Below are 15,706 nucleotides of genomic sequence, written 5' to 3' on the forward strand. Positions count from 1 at the left end.
ACACAGGCTGGGCCCGCAGGCCTGCCTGCTCCATGCCGCGCGCGTAGCCCCGGCAGCGTTGTTGCGCGCGGTCAGAGGCGCTGAGCAGCCCGCTGACCATGGCGATGCGGCGGTGCCCCAGGGTGGCCAGATGGGTCACCACGTCGGCCACAGCCAGCTCGCTGTTCACCGACACGCAGGGGTGGTCGGGATGCTGGTTGTAGGCCAGCACATAGGGCAGGCCCACCTCGGCCAGCCGCTGCAACGCGGTGGCAGTGGCGGGGTTCGAAACCACCAGGATCATGCCGTCCACGTTGCCCGCCAGCAGCAGGTTCACCGCGCGGTCTTCCTGGTCCAGGCGGTAGTCGGTGGTGAACGGCAAGATGGCGTAGCCACCCGCCACGGCGGCTTGGGCAATGCCCTCCAGGCATTCTGCAAACACGGGGTTGGTGAGCGTGGGCAGCACCACACCCAGCACGCGGCTGCGCTGGGTGCGCAAGGTGCGCGCGCTGGCGTTGGGCAGATAGCCCAGGGTGCGGGCGATGTTCTCCACATGCTCGCGCGTGGCGGGGGCCACTTTGTCGGGCAGGTTGAAAACGCGCGACACGGTGGCAACCGACACACCGGCCTCGCGGGCGACTTCCAGAATGCTCATGGCAGTTTGGTGCAATACGTTTGATGTAAACGTTTACATTGCAACCGCTGGCCGTGACATGCGCATGACAGGGCACACAAAAGAAACCGCGCGGCGCTACAAAGCAAACAGCCCGCACGGGGCGGGCTGTTGCAAGGGATGCGGGGGCGGGATGCCGGTGGCGTCAGCGCTCGCGCCGCACGCGCAGCAGCTCATCCAGAATCAAACACACCGCCCCCAGCGTGATGGCTGAGTCCGCCACGTTGAATGCCGGAAAGTGCCAGCCTCTCACATGGAAGTCCAGAAAGTCCACCACATAGCCGTGCATCAACCGGTCCACCACATTGCCGATGGCGCCACCCAGAATGCTGGCCAGCGAAAAGCAGAACAGCTTTTGCCCCGGATGGGCGCGCAGTTGCCATACGATAAAAATCGTGGCCACCGCGCCGATGCCGGTGAACAGCCAGCGCTGCCACCCGCCCGCGTCCGACAGGAACGAAAACGCCGCACCCGTGTTGTGCGCCCGCACGATATTGAAGAAGCTGGTGATGAACGTGGAGTCACCCAACCGGTAGTTCTCCAGGATGAGGGTTTTAGTGACCTGGTCGGCGACCAGAATGACCGCCGCCCAAGCCAGCCAGGGCCACATGCTTGCGCTTTGGCTCCCGAACGAAGAAGAGGACGAGCGCGCCATTTATGCAAACACCCGTTGTTCGCCCGCACCGTGCAGGTTGCTGGTGCACCGGCCGCAGATGGTGGGGTGGGCCGCATCGTGGCCCACATCGCTGCGGTAGTGCCAGCAACGCTCGCATTTGGCATCAGAACTGGCCTTGACGCTTATCTGCAAAGCGCTACCAGCTACTAATTCAATAGCAGATGTGATGAACACGAACTTCAGGTCGTCGCCCAGGCTTGCCAGCAGCGCATGGTCTTCAGGTGCAGCCGTCAGCACCACTGCGGCCTGCAGGGACGAGCCCACCTGGCCATCGGCGCGCAAGCCCTCGATCTCCTTGTTCACCACATCACGGATCTCGCGCAGGCGTGCCCACTTAGCCAGCAGGCCTTCGTCGGCACCGGCGATGGAGCCATAGGTCTCCAAAAAGATCGAGTCCGAGCTGCCAAACACCTTCCATGCCTCTTCGGCCGTGAACGACAGGAACGGCGCCATCCAGCGCAGCATGCCGTGCGTGATGCTGTACAGCGCAGTCTGCGCACTGCGGCGCGCCAGGCTCTTGGGCGCCGTGGTGTACAGGCGGTCTTTCAGCACGTCCAGGTAGAAGCCACCCAGGTCTTCCGAGCAGTACAGCTGCAGCTTGGCCACCACGGGGTGGAACTCATACACCTTGTAGTGGGCCAGCACGGTGGCCTGGAACTCGGCCGCGCGCGTTAGGGCGTAGCGGTCGATCTCCAGCATCTGGTCGAATGGAACTGCGTCTGCCTTGGGGTCGAAGTCGCTCACGTTGGCCAGCAAGAAGCGCAGCGTGTTGCGGATGCGGCGGTAGGCGTCCACGACGCGCGCCAGGATCTTCTCGTCCCCCGCGATGTCGCCAGAGTAGTCACTGGCGGCCACCCACAGGCGGATGATCTCGGCGCCCAGCTTCTTGTTGATCTCCTGCGGGTCGATGCCGTTGCCCAGCGACTTGCTCATCTTGCGGCCCTGGCTGTCCACGGTGAAACCGTGGGTCAGCAGGCCGCGGTAGGGCGCGCGGCCTTCCAGTGCTGATGCCAAGAGCAGCGAGCTGTGAAACCAGCCGCGGTGCTGGTCGTGGCCTTCCAGGTACAGGTCGGCCTCGGGCCCGGTGTCGTGGTGCACGTTGGGGTGCGTGCCGCGCAGCACGTGGCTGAAGGTGGAGCCAGAGTCAAACCACACCTCCAGGATGTCGGTGCTCTTGGTGTAGTGGGGTGCGTCCTCGGCACCCAGGATTTCTTCCACCGTCACCCGGCTCCAGGCCTCGATACCGCCCTTTTCCACGATGTCCGCCGCCTGGTCCATGATTTCCATGGTGCGCGGGTGCAGTTCGCCCGAATCCTTGTGCAAAAAGAACGGGATAGGCACGCCCCAGCTGCGCTGGCGCGAGATGCACCAGTCTGGTCGCCCGGCGATCATGTCGTGCAGGCGGGTCTTGCCGTTTTCGGGGTAGAAGCTCGTGTGCTCGATGGCGTCCAGCGCGATCTGGCGTAGCGTCTTGGCGGGCTTCATGCCTGCTTTAGTGAACACGCCCTCGCCTTCGTCCATGCGGATGAACCACTGGGCCGCCGCGCGGTAGATCACCGGCGTCTTGTGGCGCCAGCAGTGCGGGTAGCTGTGCGTGATGTCCTTGGTGGTCATCAGTCGGCCTGCATTGCGCAGCGCTTCGATGATCACGGGCACGGCCTTCCAGATGTGCTGGCCGCCAAACAGCGGGAAGTCGGCTGCGTACGCGCCGTTGCCCTGCACGGGGTTCAGGATGTCGTCCAGCGCCATGCCGTGGGACACGCAGGAGTTGAAATCCTCCAGCCCGTAGGCGGGGGACGAGTGCACGATACCCGTGCCATCGTCGGCCGTGGCGTAGTCGGCCAGGTACACGGGCGACAGGCGCTTGTAGCCTTGGCTGCCGTCTTCGCTCTTCACGTCGTAGAGCGGGTGCTCAAACTCCAGGCCGCCCAGGTTTTTGCCCAGCGTGGTGGCGATCACAGTGCCGGTCAGGCCGTAGCGCTCCAGGCACGAGGCCACCAGCGGCTCTGCCACCAAGATGATGCGCTCGCCCGTGTCCACCAGCGCGTAGGTGATTTCGGGGTTCAGGTTCAGAGCCTGGTTTGCGGGGATGGTCCAGGCAGTGGTGGTCCAGATGACCACGAAGGCTTCTTTGGTCAGCGCAGGCAGGTCGAAAGCCGCTGCCAGATTGGCAGGGTCGTGCGACTTGAAGGCCACGTCCAGCGTGGTGCTCTTCTTGTCCTGGTATTCGATCTCGAACTCGGCTAACGACGATCCGCAGTCGAAGCACCAGTACACAGGCTTGAGGCCGCGGTACACAAAGCCGCGTTCCATCACACGCTTGAAGGCGCGGATTTCACCGGCCTCGTTGGCGGGGTTCATGGTCTTGTAAGGGTTGTCCCATTCGCCCAGCACGCCCAGGCGTTTGAAATCCACCATCTGCTGCGCGATCTGCTCAGTGGCAAACGCACGGCTTTTGGCCTGCATGTCGTCGCGGGAGAGGTTGCGGCCGTGTTTCTTCTCGATGGCGTTTTCGATGGGCAGGCCGTGGCAGTCCCAGCCCGGTACGTACAGCGCGTCAAAGCCTTCGAGCTGGCGCGCCTTGGTGATCATGTCCTTCAGGATCTTGTTGACCGCGTGGCCCATGTGGATCTGGCCGTTGGCGTAGGGTGGGCCGTCGTGCAAGATGAACTTGGGCGCGCCACGGCGGGCGTCGCGCAGGCGCTTGTAGATGCCTTTGTCCTCCCAGTCCTTGACCCAGCCCGGCTCGCGCTTGGGCAGGTCGCCGCGCATGGGGAAGGGGGTATCGGGCAGGTTCAGGGTGCTGCGGTAGTCCGTGGCTGTGGCCGCAGCTTGGGCTGCGGAGGGGGTGCTGGCGTTGTCGTCGGACATGAGGGAGCCTTAAAAACGGGGCTTTCCGGGGCAAGGCCCGGAGCAAGAACGGGGTGGGAGCGCGAAGGATGACGGGCCCGCCTGGCGGGCGCTGCGAAAAACAGCCCCCCTCAAATTCGGTCGCGGGTGGTCTGGCGCCGGGTCTCGGTGTGGTTGGGCGCCTTGGCCGAGGCAAAGTACGCACGCGCGTCGGCGCAGTCTTTGGCGATGCCCACCGTCAGGGCATCCAGACCGTCGTATTTCAGCTCGTCGTGCAGTTTGTGCAGTAGTTCCACCCGGACAATTTTACCGTACGCCCCTTCTGGGCCCAGATCGGTAGGCCACTGCAGGCAATGGGTCTCCAGCAGCACGCGGCCACCGTTGACATCACTCGGGTCCAGCGAAGGGCGTACTCCCAGGTTGGCCACACCGGGCAGCGGGGTGTCGCCAAGCCCATGCACCAGCACGGCAAATATGCCGCTGGCGGCGGGCTTCCAGTGCGCAAAACGCAAATTGAGCGTGCGAAAGCCGTTGCCGGCACCGGCCGCGGTGGCTCCCAGTTCTCGCCCCAACTTGCGGCCGTGCACTACATGGCCGCTGATGGTGTAAGGCCGGCCCAGCAGGCGCGCAGCGGCTTCCATATCGCCCGCCGCCAGCGCCTGGCGCACGGCTGAGCTGGAGACCCGCAGACCGTGCACCTCATAACTGTTCATGCGGGCTACGTCAAAGCCCTTGGCTTGCCCCGCCGTGTCCAGCATCGAGTAGTCGCCCGCGCGCTGTCGGCCAAAGCGGAAGTCGTCGCCCACCAGGACATACCGTGCGCCCAGGCCGCGCACCAGAACTTCGTCGATAAACGCGTCGGGGGATTGCGCGGCCAGTTTCGCGTCAAAGGGCAGCACCACCGTCTGCTGCACGCCACAGCGTGCCAGCTCGGTCAGCTTGTCGCGCAGGGTGCCGATGCGTGCGGGCGCGAGGTCGGGCTTGTTGTGGGCGCCGGCAAAGTAGTCGCGCGGATGGGGCTCGAACGTCAGCACGCAGCTCTCCACGCCCCGGTGTGCGGCCTCGCTGTTCAGCAGGGCCAGCATGGCCTGGTGGCCCCGGTGTACGCCATCGAAGTTGCCAATCGTCAGCGCGCAGGCACTGGCAACACCAGGGTGGTTGAATCCGCGAAAGATCTTCATCGGCTTGTTATCTTTTTGATAGCAACATGCGCAGGTGTATCAAGCGCAATACGCTAATTTGTCATGAAAACAGAGTATATTGTGACCTACGGTTGGTCCAGCGCAGGGCTGCCCGCGAGACATCTGCGTTCCGAATCCTTGTGTACTTTTGTTCCAGGAGGCGTGTTTTGAAGGTCTTGAAGCTGTCGGCCCAAGGGCTGCCCCAATCGTGGATTTCGCTCGAACAAGCGGTCATTCATTACGCTGCGGGCGAGGTGCGCTGGGAATCCGGCGGCCAGATCGCCCGGTTCCGGGGTGGGCACAATGCAATCACAGGCGAGCAATCGGTGATTGTCGTCAACAGCATCATCGGCACCAAGGGTGTGCCCAGCATCAACCCGTTTGATCTCAAGCCTGGCCTGACCAACAGCAAGCTCTTTGCACGCGACCGCAATGTGTGCGCCTACTGCGGCGGGCATTTTCATGAAGAAGACCTGACACGCGAACATATCGTGCCCTTCGCCCGCAATGGGCAGGACCACTGGATGAACGTCGTCACGGCCTGCCGCCCCTGCAACCACCGCAAGGGGCCGCGAACCCCGGAGCAGGCACACATGCCGCTACTTTACGCCCCCTATGTGCCCAGCCTGTGGGAAGACTTCATCCTGCGCAACCGGCGGATTCTGGCGGACCAGATGGAGTTTTTGATGGCGCACGTGCCGAAGTCGTCACGCCTTTTGGCGTGATGCCCGCCGCCCGCTGATGCGGGCCAGCGGGGCAAGCTTCCGAGAGGTCAGGCAGCCTTGTACGCCGTAACCACGAACCCGTTCACGGGCTGGTGATTTTCTTCGCGCAGCACGGTGTCCTCTATCGCCACTGAGGCAAACCCTGCTGCCTCGCACAGTGCCTGCACATGGCTGCGCTTGTGGGCGTAACGGCCGGAAGGTTGCAGCACCAGATCTGCACCTTGATCAGGAGCGGTTTCAAACGAAAAGACCATCATGCCGCCCGCCGCAAGAACCCGGTGCGCGTTGGGAATCGCCTGCGCCACGTCGCCAGCGTAGATGAACACATCCAGCGCGGCAATGACCTGATACAGAGCATCGGGCGTCTCGCGCAGGGCGTCGTGCAGGTTGACGGTGTGGAAGCGGTCATACACGTTGTGCCGGGCTGCCTGCTCGATCATCTTCATCGACGGGTCCACGCCCACCAGCGCGCCGTCCAGGCGGCCCAGGCAGACGCCGAGCAGACCGGTGCCGCAGCCCAGGTCCAGCACGTTGATCTTCTTGTCGGGGTGGCGCGCGAGGATCTTGTCGCCCACCTGCTTGGGCAACTGGTACTTCAGGCTGCGAACCATATGCAGGTCATAAAACTCCGCCATGCTGTCAAAAAGCGGGCGTGTCAGCTCTGCGGGCTGTTGTGCGGGGGTTTCGCCAGCGGCAAGCTGGGCGTAGTACTGGTACACCGCGTCGGCGGGGGCCAGGCCCAGCAGCGCGGCAGTGTTCTCGCGCGCATCCTGGGGCTTGCCTGCGGCGATGCAGGCCTGCACGCGTCCCACCAGAGACTGCGGGTCCGACGGAAACTGCTGAACCAGCGCATCCCACTCGGCAATGGATTCGTCGTGCTTGCCTTGCTCGCTCAAGTCCTTGGCCAGCAGGCGGCGCAGCGACTGGTCACCGGGGACCAGTTCCAGGCCACGGCGCAGGTGGCGGATGGCCATTTCTGTGTGCCCTGCACGGTGTGCGATGTCTATCACGCCTGCAAGCACCTGAAGGTTCTTGGGTTCGAGCGCGGCCACTTTCTCTGCGGTTTCAACGGCTTCCTTGAACTGGTTCTGGCGGGCCAGAAGCAAGGCCAGCTCCAGCAAGCCAGGGCCCCAGTCCGGCGCCAATGACACCGATTTGCGTAGCGCTTCAAAGGCGCCTTTCACATTGCCCGCCTTTTCGGCCAACAGGCCGCCCAGCATGAAGACGCGGGGGTCTTGCGGCCACAAGGCGTTGGCCTGGTTGAGCGTGAGGGCAGCGTTCTTGAGGTCGCCCTTGGCGATCTGTTCACGGGCCTTGGTCAGGTGCTTGAGGTTGGGGTCAGTCGCTGTAGCGCTCATGGGTGCTGGATGTTTGCAAATGGACCGCTGCGCGGTCTGCCTGGCTCGGCGAGTCAGATGCTGTAAAGATGGAGCAGCAGATTATCCCGGATTCGCAGACGCCCCCTCTGGCACGCTGCTTGCGCGCGTTTCAACATGCCCTTGGACGCTGGCACGAGGTCGAGATGCGCACCGCTTTCTGCACAGGAGGTCGCAACATCGTCTGCTGGCAACAAAGTCGAGCGGGGGCCTCGAAAGCCAATAAATCCCCGGCTCAGGTGCTACCGCGGGCGTTCAAGTGCTCAGGCGTTGGGGCGCCAGGGTCAGCGTAAAACACGCCCCATGCCCGCGCTGCGACTTCACCGTGATATCGCCGCCGTGCAGCTTCGCCACACGGCGGCTGACCCACAGCCCTAAACCGAACCCCTTGGCCTGGTCAGTGCGTTCGCCCTGTTCAAACTGCTGGAAGATGCGGCTCATCACCTCCAGAGACATGCCCGAGCCTTCGTCTGCAACAGATATTTCCAGCAGGCCCGCGTCGTTCTTTTGCGCAGCCATGAAGATTTCTCCTTCGGACGCGTACTTCACGGCGTTGTCCACCAGGTTGGACAAGGCAATGCGCACCAGCGTCTGGTCGCACACCCATTCCGTGGGGGCCAATTCCGTAAAGAGGTGCAGTTGGTGCCGAGGTGACCAGTGCACCAGCTGTGCTGCATGCTCCAGCAATGCCACCACGTTGGCAGGTGCGGCATGCATCGTGAAACCCGAGGAATCCAGGCGTTCACTGATGAGGCAGCTGTCCACCAGGGAAGTCAGCCTTCGGCAGGCCCTGCGAATCTGTTTCGCCCGATCCGTCTGGGTTGCAAGGTCCGGGGACGGGAAGTTCTGCTGCTCGGCGGCCGCACTGTCGACGACGGCCAAAGGGGTGCGAAATTCGTGGCTGATCATTTGGAAGAACTGCCGCTGTTCGTTCCGCAGGTCCCTCTCGCTGTCTAGCGCCTGATTCAGCCATTTCTGGGCCCGTGACAGCTCTCGCGTGCGTTGCTCAATTCTGTCCTCCAGCGCATGTTCCGACTGCGCCAGGCGCTCTATCGCCTTGTCCTTGGAAACTTCTGCCTGGCGGTAGCGCAACACCAGGCCAATGAACACGGCACTGGCAATCAGACTGGTGAAGATGAGAATCTGAAACTGCCAAAAGCTTGTGATATCAAGATTCCAGCGCACCGCACCGGTCATGACGGCTGTTGCCGGTATTCCCCCAAAAAGATGGACTGCGTAGGCCGTCAGCAGCAATGCATGTTGGGCGCGGCGCTGGCGCATGGCGTTCAAACAAAGCGCCACAGTGATGATGTTGCTGCTGACCATCGACACAAGATTGACCCAAGCCACCGAGGTATAGAACCCTAGCGGCACGCTCGCAATGCCCAGAAGGTTGATTGCGACCAGCGCAAGCAGAACCCGGTCTGCCCGTTGATATTGGGTACTGCGTGTCAGCTGTTCCCGTATTTGCCAGGCCGCGGTGGCCGCCAGGCCGAAGGCTCCGACACCCACCGCGTGGCTTGTCCAGACTGTCCATGATTCCGGTGCCCACAAACTGGCATAGCCGCGCACATTGAACACATGCAGCGCCCCGACCGTGCCCAGCACGGCGAGCGCATAGAGGTTGTAGGTGCGGAATATGCCTGCAGCGGACCAGATTGCCAGCAGCAAGGCAGCCATGGCACCGAAGTACAACCCCATGCCTCTCTCGGTGGCTGCTAGCCGGGCGCCCAGTGCTTGGGCGCTTGGAAAAAATTCGCCCTTGAACTGCATGGCGCTGGTGGTCTCAATGCGGAGCAGGGCCGACTTTCCAGGCTCCAGACGAAACAGATGCTGCCGTACCGGGGGTTTTTCGTGGGCATGAATGTGGTCTCCGCTTCGCTGCGCGACCCAGACCCCAGCGGCTTCGTCGCGCTGGTACAGCACCACGGAATCGAGATAGGTGGGTTCACCCAGCAGCCAGGACGCTTCATTCTTGGAGGCTGCCTGCGGTACCGTGAACCGGAGCCACACCACCTGCCCGAGGTAGCCCGCGTTTAGTGCGTGGTCCATGGTGTGCCAGTGGGCATCGGGTTGCCCGTCTGCCATCACCGCCTCGGGTGTCAGCGTCCCGCTGCGGTCGTCCAGCCGATGCATCGGAATGTCCCAACCCAGCATTTGCGGGATGTGCTGTGCGGTAGCGACCGGCGCCAGCAGCGCCATACAGAGCAGCAAGGTGCTTTGCAGTCGCCGCATCCACCAGTGAGGCGACTGTAAAGTGAGTATTCGTGAGTTGTTGTGCATGGCTGGCTCTTGGGGGCGCTGAGAGAATAGTCTGTATCAAAACGTTCCCTCCCCCGCCGTCCGGTTCTCTATTTTCATGCCCCCTAAGTTCATCATCTCCGTCGTGGAGGACGACGAAGACATTCGCGGAAATGTGTGTCGATACCTTGAATGCTCCGGTTTCAAGGCGTGGGGAGCCGACTCTGCGGAGGACTTCTACGTTCGACTGCTACGGGATCGCGCCGACCTGGTGGTGGTGGACATAGGCCTACCGGGTGAAGACGGGCTGAGCCTGGTGACCCGGCTGGCCGCCCAGGGCGTGCCCACTGTCCTCATGACCGCCAGAGCCGATCTGGACAGCCGCATTGCAGGGCTGGACGCTGGCGCGCTGCAGTATTTCGTCAAGCCAGTGGACATGCAGGAGTTGACGGCAGGCATCCGATCACAACTTCGCTACCTGACGCCACGCGCAGCGCAGGGGGGCGCCCTGGCGCCCTGGCGCCTGGACCAAGCCGCGTCGCGGCTTGTCGCCCCCAATCAAAGTTCTGTCGATCTGACCAGCCGCGAGCTGGAGTTGTTGGGCTGCCTCATGGTGACGCCGGGAGCGATGGTCACCAAGCAGACCCTGACGGAAGCCATGGGCGCCGACGAGGCCGAAGACGGTTTTCATCGCATCGAGTCCCAACTGACTCGGCTGCGTCGCAAGACCATGGACACCACAGGCACGGCCTTGCCGGTGCGTGCCGTGTTTGGCAAGGGGCTTGTTTTCGTTCCATGAAGCGTGCTGGCAGCAGGGCGCCCCGCGCGGGTGTCCATGCCAGTCACTACCCCCCCCACAAAGCACAGTTTCGTGGCGATGGATCGCCGGTCCGTTGCTAGGGCGGTGTGCGCCTGAAATGGTGCAGGCAACAACATAAAGATGAAGGGAAATTGCGTGAAAACAAAGGGTTTAGGGAGATCCATCAGAGCCGCCTGGGCGCTCGCTGCGGTGCTGCTGGCAGCACCCTTAGCGCATGCCGAATTCCAGAACGGCAGCTTTGAGCAGGACTGGACGGGCTGGACGGTTTCGCCCCTGCGCGTGGCGAACACGATTCCGGTGTTTCCTCCCACCAAGTTCGAAGACCTCGGAACGATCCCGTGGGTGGCTGCAGATCCCGGCCAGTCTGCGGTGGTTGGCAGCACGGTGGCTGCCAACACCGGCGGTGCGCTGACAACACCACTGTTTGGCAACAAGAGCGCCCGCGTGGGCGACGGACGCACACAGTACCGTGGCGCACAGATTCGCCAGACAGCCACCATGGGGGTGGGCGACATTGATCCTGCCGATGGCAAGGTGCATGTGCGCTTTGCGGTGGCACCGGTGCTGGATGCACCCACGCACCCTGGCAATCAGCAGCCGTACTTTTTTGTCGAAGTGAAAAACGTGACGAAGGGCACCCAGCTCTTTTACACCTTCAACTTTGCCAACCAGACCGGCGTGGCGTGGCAGGCGGTGGGCAATTACCAGTTCACCAACTGGCAGGCGGTGGATGTGTCCCCCGGCGCTGGCGTGCTGGACGTGGGTGACCAGGTGGAGGTCATCATCGTCAGCGGCGGCTGCGGGCAGAGCGGCCACGGTGGACTGGTGTACGTGGATTCGGGCCAGGGGCTGACCACATTGCCCGGCCCGTTCGTAACCGCCACAGCTCCGGAGTATGTTGTGCGTTCGGATGCCGGTGCCAATGCGCCTGCAACGCCGCCTGCTGTGCCTCCGGCCGGTCAGCGTACCGTCACCTACAACTTCCACTACAGCAATGGCGGCGAAGCGCCCATGCCCAACAGCCAGATCATCATCCGGTCTCCGCAGGACCAAGATGAGCGAAACGGCAGCGGTCAGGTGCTCAACCGCCAGCAGAACCTGCGGGTGGAGCCCGGAACGCTGCCAGCGGGTTGCTCCATCACGCAAACCATCAATCCGCCCCATGCCGACAGTTCGCTAGACTCCATCGATGTGGTCACCTGCAACGTAGGCACGCTCAACCCCGGCAATGTGGGTGACATCGAGCTGAAGTGGATCGTGCCCGACACCGCCCGGGCGCCCACGCTCAATCACGGCAACTACTACATCCAGTCGGCCAGTTCGCCCCCTCTGTTGGGGCCGCTGGTCAAATCCACCCTGACGACGCTGGACCGTGCAGACCTCAAGGTTGCTGTGAGCAATCCGTCGTCTTCGCAGACCTGCGGCTCCGGCACCACGTACACCGTGACAGTGGGCAACGACGGGCCTGATACGGCGCCCGTTGGGGTGACCATTGGCAACAGCGTGCCTGCCGGTCTTACGGTGGGGAGCTGGACTTGTACAGCGACAGGCGCACTTGCATGTCCTGCGACCACGGGTTCTGGCTCTATTGCGGGCACAACAACAACGCCCTGGGCCACTGGAGAGCAGATGGTTTTCACCGTGGCTGCCACCGTGGACTCCTGTTCCGGCGGTTCCCGCTCCATCGTCTATCCGGTCAGCGTGAACCTCCCGGCGGCCAACGCCACCATTGTCGACCCCGACTCCAGCAACAACACCAGTGCCCATTCGATGAGCGCAGGCCCTGCCTTGCAGCCGTTGACCGTCAATACACTGGGCGACGGGATCGGCCGGGTCACCTCCGTCCTGCCTGGCATCGTCTGCGACAAGACCGCTGCGGGCACGCAGTGCACCGATAACAGGCAGTTCCCCTCCGGATCTCAGGTGGCGCTGTATGCGAACGCGCCTGCTGGCTCCATTTTCTCCGGCTGGTCCGGCGGCGTGTGCTCGGGCACTGCGCAACCTTGTCTGGTGACGATGGACCAGACGCGCAGTGTGACTGCCGCGTTCTCTGTGCCGCTGGATGTGTCCGTCACCGCGGGCGTGGGCGGAACGGTGACGCCCCCCGGCGGAACCACCGTGCCGGTGGCATCGGGCAGTACCACGTCCATCAACGTGGTGCCCAACGCCGGCTTTGCCCCTGTTTTCGGTGGCACCTGCCCTGCAGGCACCTATGTGGGCAACACCTACACCACGGGCACGGTCACAGCCAACTGCACCGTGGATGTGACCTTCACCAACGCAGGCGGCGTGGTCACTGCAACGCCAAATGCCCCAGCGGGCGGCTCCATCATTGGCGGCGCCAAGACAGTGACGCCCGGTGGTTCGGCGACCTGGCGTGTGGTACCCAACTCGGGCTTCGCAGCTGGTAACCCCACCCACACCTGCGCGCCCGGCGTGGGTTCGTGGAACGCAGATCGCACGGAATACACCATCACGCCGATCAACGCCAGCTGCAATGTCACCTTTGCCTTCATCGCCTCGTATACGGTGACAGGCACGGTCAGCGGCGCATCTCCAGGTCCAGGATCGGTGACGGTAGGCGCCACGCAAAATGTGGCGAGCGGCGACTCCGCGGTGTTCACCTTGAGCCGTGCGGGCGCAGCCGATGCGGCAAGCACCTGCACAGGCGGCAGCTTTGACGCCACCAACACCACCTATACGGTGCCCAATGTGACGGCCAACTGCGCCATGGTGTTCAGCTTCGCTGCTGTGGCTGCGGCCGCCAATCCGCATTCCATTCCCACGCTCAGCGAGTGGGGCCTGATCATCATGTCGGCTCTGATCGCGCTGTGCATGGTGGCCATGCGCCGCCGCCGGATGTTCTGATCGGGAACCAACAGCGTGTGAACTCAGGGCACCATCAGCGCCCTGTCTCCTGCAGCCAGCGGCGCCTTAAGGTTCCGCTGGTGTTTTTAATGAAATTGGCCTCTAGCGCTTGTTGGTAAAGCGCTTGTAGCTATGGTTTTTGAATTTTCCGGAGCAAAAAATGCGGTATCCAGAAGGCGTTCTTGCACTGTGTTTGCTGGCGTGGAGCGCACCGGGCGCAGCCCACGAGGCGCCGCATGCCGGTGCGAAGCACCCGTCAGCCAAGGCTGCCAACGTACCCAGGGAATCCCGGCAGCCTGCGCTGCCGGCGCGCAAGGACGGCCTGTGGGAAGTGCTGGTGCGGAGCGACGATCTGGTGCTCAAGCGCGCCGGGCGTGCTTCGCCGCAGCCCGTCACGGTGCGCCAGTGCACCAGTGCTGCGTCAGAGCCAGTCATGCTGATGTCGATTGTTCCGGGGCAGGAGGATTGCCACGAGCGCAAGGTCCGTCGGCGCGGAAAGGGCGCTGAGGCGGGTCATGACATCAGCACGGTCTGCTATGTGCACGACAACCGCGTGGATACACAGATGCAGTTGCTGGGAGACCTGCAGTCTGCCTACCACGGCAGCTTCCAGGCCAAATTCCCCAAGACGCCGCTGCACAACACAGGACGCATGGTCTTCGAAGGGCGGTGGCTGGGCGCCTGCGCTGCGGGGCAGCGTCCGGGCGACATGCTGCTGCCCAATGGGGTGACGGTGAACGTGGTGGACGACCACCAGCGGGCCCAGAACGCAGACCACAGCGGGCACAAGCACTGAACTGACCCCGGGATGTCCGCAGCTTTCTGGCAGCCGCAAGCTCCGGGGGCTTGATGACGCAGGCCGTGGCGGCCTGCGTTCGAACCGATTACTGGCTGATCTCCAGCATCACCACCCGCCCTTGTGCCGCAGGCCAAGTCTGGCCGGTTACGCGCTCTCCGTTGAACTCTGCCGCAATGGGGCGCACGCCGCCGGTGGGCTTGATCTTGGTGCTGGCGGCGCCAGCACCTGCAGGTACCCCAACGGGCGCCGCGCCATCCAGCAGCATCTTGTCGCGCGCTGGGTCCAGATAGCCGCGCGGGCGGGTCAGGGTCACAACGCTGTCGGCGCCTTTGTCGGCATCGGCCATGCGCTCTGCGCGCAGGTGGATCAGGTTGCTGCTGCGCGGGAAGCCGCTGCGGTAGATATGGGTGGTGGCATAGCCGGGTGCGGTGATCACGAACTCGACGGGCGAGCCGGTAGGCACTGCCAGCGGACCCCATTGACCATCAGCGCCCACGGTCTTGCGCACCAAGGCATTGCCTGTGCGGGCGCCGGTGGCTGGGTTGGTGGCGTACACCTCCAGTTGTGCGCCTGCAAGGGGCAGGTTGTTGCTGAAGTTGCCGGTCTTGGGGTCGGTCGGGTCTACGCCCAGGCCGGTGACCTTGCCGTTCAGCACGACCTGCTTTTCAGCAGCGATGGTGGTGACCTGCGGCGCCTTGCCCGTGATGAATCGGTAGGTGGCTTCGAACGCGACGGGCGAGTACGAGGTCTCGCGGTGGTCGATGCGCGGGATCACCACGTTGGTAGCGCCTTTCAACTCGGGGCCCGCTGCGGTCACGTAGGTGGGTTTGCCTTTTTGGCCGATCCACAGGCCATCGGGCTGCGCAAACTTGTCGTTGTTGTCTGAGCGGATGGTCATCCACTTGACGGGGCCGCTCACTTCATCGCCTGCGGCGTTCTTGGGGGTGTTCAGGGCGGTGAGGAACGGGCCGGTGCCCGAGAACTCGTTGCCTTCGCGGAAACCGGGAATGGCCCACACGCCGTGGTTGGGCGTGCCACCCAGAATGGCATGGCTCACCGTCTTGTCACCGCCGCCGTTGTAGATGTAGTTGCGGATGGCGTTGCCCCCGCGCGAGTTGCCCACCAGCACGACCTGGCTGGCACCGGTGGCCTTGAGCACCTTGTCCACCTCGGCCTTGAGGTACGCCATATGCTCCGATGTCGAGGTGCGGCCTGGTTGGGGCTTGGCATCGTCATCGCGCGAGAGCGGGTAGGGCACGTCGATGGCATGCAGGCGCTCGCGTGGCCAGCCGTTGGATTCGAACCGCCACACGGTGGTCTGCCACAGCGCGGCGGTGTCACCGTTGCCATGCACAAACACGATGGGCGGGGCCTCGGCCAAGCCGGGGCTGCGCGTGGCACACCCTGCCAGGGCAAGGGTGGCGGCTGCGGCGGTGGCCAGCAGCAGGGATCGGCGTTGCAACCAGAATTTGTTGTTCATGAGGGTGTCTCCAAAAAGAAAAAATGCCCGTGGACCGG

Annotated in this window: 11 protein-coding genes; 4 read left to right on the forward strand and 7 right to left on the reverse strand. The window is 63.5% G+C overall.

The window, feature by feature from the left end; translation table 11 throughout:
• From ACK4OE_RS17575 to ACK4OE_RS17590, 4 genes are all read right to left on the reverse strand, one after another.
• Positions 1-634, reverse strand: a 634-nt coding sequence (locus ACK4OE_RS17575) for a LacI family DNA-binding transcriptional regulator (protein WP_409886527.1), incomplete at its 3' end; no start/stop codon positions are given.
• A 163-nt stretch (positions 635-797) separates the two neighbouring features.
• Positions 798-1,307: a signal peptidase II gene (lspA, locus tag ACK4OE_RS17580; protein ID WP_409886529.1), complete on the reverse strand. Its 510-nt coding sequence runs from the start codon at positions 1,305-1,307 to the stop codon at positions 798-800.
• Positions 1,308-4,199, reverse strand: a complete 2,892-nt coding sequence (ileS, locus tag ACK4OE_RS17585; protein WP_409886531.1) for an isoleucine--tRNA ligase — start codon at positions 4,197-4,199, stop codon at positions 1,308-1,310.
• Positions 4,200-4,309: 110 nt separating this feature from the next.
• Positions 4,310-5,359 (reverse strand): bifunctional riboflavin kinase/FAD synthetase, encoded by a 1,050-nt coding sequence (locus ACK4OE_RS17590; RefSeq protein WP_409886533.1) that lies wholly within the window; start codon positions 5,357-5,359, stop codon positions 4,310-4,312.
• A gap of 167 nt (positions 5,360-5,526) precedes the next feature.
• Between ACK4OE_RS17590 and ACK4OE_RS17595 the strand changes: the two genes are divergently transcribed.
• Positions 5,527-6,084 carry an HNH endonuclease gene (locus ACK4OE_RS17595; RefSeq protein ID WP_409886535.1) on the forward strand — a complete coding sequence of 186 codons (558 nt, stop codon included), beginning with the start codon at positions 5,527-5,529 and terminating at the stop codon, positions 6,082-6,084.
• A gap of 47 nt (positions 6,085-6,131) precedes the next feature.
• Here ACK4OE_RS17595 and ACK4OE_RS17600 read toward each other — a convergent pair whose 3' ends face one another.
• Both ACK4OE_RS17600 and ACK4OE_RS17605 read right to left on the reverse strand, forming a co-directional pair.
• Complete coding sequence (locus tag ACK4OE_RS17600) at positions 6,132-7,442, reverse strand: tetratricopeptide repeat protein (RefSeq protein ID WP_409886537.1); 1,311 nt, start codon at positions 7,440-7,442, stop codon at positions 6,132-6,134.
• A gap of 273 nt (positions 7,443-7,715) precedes the next feature.
• Positions 7,716-9,743, reverse strand: a complete 2,028-nt coding sequence (locus ACK4OE_RS17605; protein WP_409886539.1) for an ATP-binding protein — start codon at positions 9,741-9,743, stop codon at positions 7,716-7,718.
• Positions 9,744-9,819: 76 nt separating this feature from the next.
• Here ACK4OE_RS17605 and ACK4OE_RS17610 point away from each other — a divergent pair, with 76 nt between their 5' ends.
• From ACK4OE_RS17610 to ACK4OE_RS17620, 3 genes are all read left to right on the forward strand, one after another.
• On the forward strand, positions 9,820-10,500 hold the full coding sequence (locus ACK4OE_RS17610) for a response regulator transcription factor (RefSeq protein WP_409886541.1): 681 nt from the start codon (positions 9,820-9,822) through the stop codon (positions 10,498-10,500).
• A 156-nt stretch (positions 10,501-10,656) separates the two neighbouring features.
• A complete protein-coding gene (locus ACK4OE_RS17615; RefSeq protein WP_409886543.1) occupies positions 10,657-13,389 on the forward strand; it encodes an IPTL-CTERM sorting domain-containing protein in 2,733 nt (910 codons plus the stop codon).
• Between the two features lie 160 nt (positions 13,390-13,549).
• Positions 13,550-14,185 carry a DUF3617 domain-containing protein gene (locus ACK4OE_RS17620; protein ID WP_409886545.1) on the forward strand — a complete coding sequence of 212 codons (636 nt, stop codon included), beginning with the start codon at positions 13,550-13,552 and terminating at the stop codon, positions 14,183-14,185.
• A gap of 88 nt (positions 14,186-14,273) precedes the next feature.
• On the opposite strand, the gene ACK4OE_RS17625 is transcribed toward ACK4OE_RS17620, so the two are convergent.
• A complete protein-coding gene (locus ACK4OE_RS17625; RefSeq protein WP_409886546.1) occupies positions 14,274-15,668 on the reverse strand; it encodes an alpha/beta fold hydrolase in 1,395 nt (464 codons plus the stop codon).
• Positions 15,669-15,706 lie beyond the last annotated feature (38 nt).

Origin of the sequence: Acidovorax sp., assembly GCF_046314175.1 — a bacterium.
Classification (GTDB): Bacteria; Pseudomonadota; Gammaproteobacteria; order Burkholderiales; family Burkholderiaceae_C; genus Acidovorax.

Bases quoted from the DNA above. Each gene is read 5' to 3' on its own strand.
- lspA (WP_409886529.1), bottom strand. From the start codon at position 1,307: ATGGCGCGCTCGTCCTCTTCTTCGTTCGGGAGCCAAAGCGCAAGCATG.
- ileS (WP_409886531.1), bottom strand. From the start codon at position 4,199: ATGTCCGACGACAACGCCAGCACCCCCTCCGCAGCCCAAGCTGCGGCC.
- ACK4OE_RS17590 (WP_409886533.1), bottom strand. From the start codon at position 5,359: ATGAAGATCTTTCGCGGATTCAACCACCCTGGTGTTGCCAGTGCCTGC.
- ACK4OE_RS17600 (WP_409886537.1), bottom strand. From the start codon at position 7,442: ATGAGCGCTACAGCGACTGACCCCAACCTCAAGCACCTGACCAAGGCC.
- ACK4OE_RS17605 (WP_409886539.1), bottom strand. From the start codon at position 9,743: ATGCACAACAACTCACGAATACTCACTTTACAGTCGCCTCACTGGTGG.
- ACK4OE_RS17610 (WP_409886541.1), top strand. From the start codon at position 9,820: ATGCCCCCTAAGTTCATCATCTCCGTCGTGGAGGACGACGAAGACATT.
- ACK4OE_RS17620 (WP_409886545.1), top strand. From the start codon at position 13,550: ATGCGGTATCCAGAAGGCGTTCTTGCACTGTGTTTGCTGGCGTGGAGC.
- ACK4OE_RS17625 (WP_409886546.1), bottom strand. From the start codon at position 15,668: ATGAACAACAAATTCTGGTTGCAACGCCGATCCCTGCTGCTGGCCACC.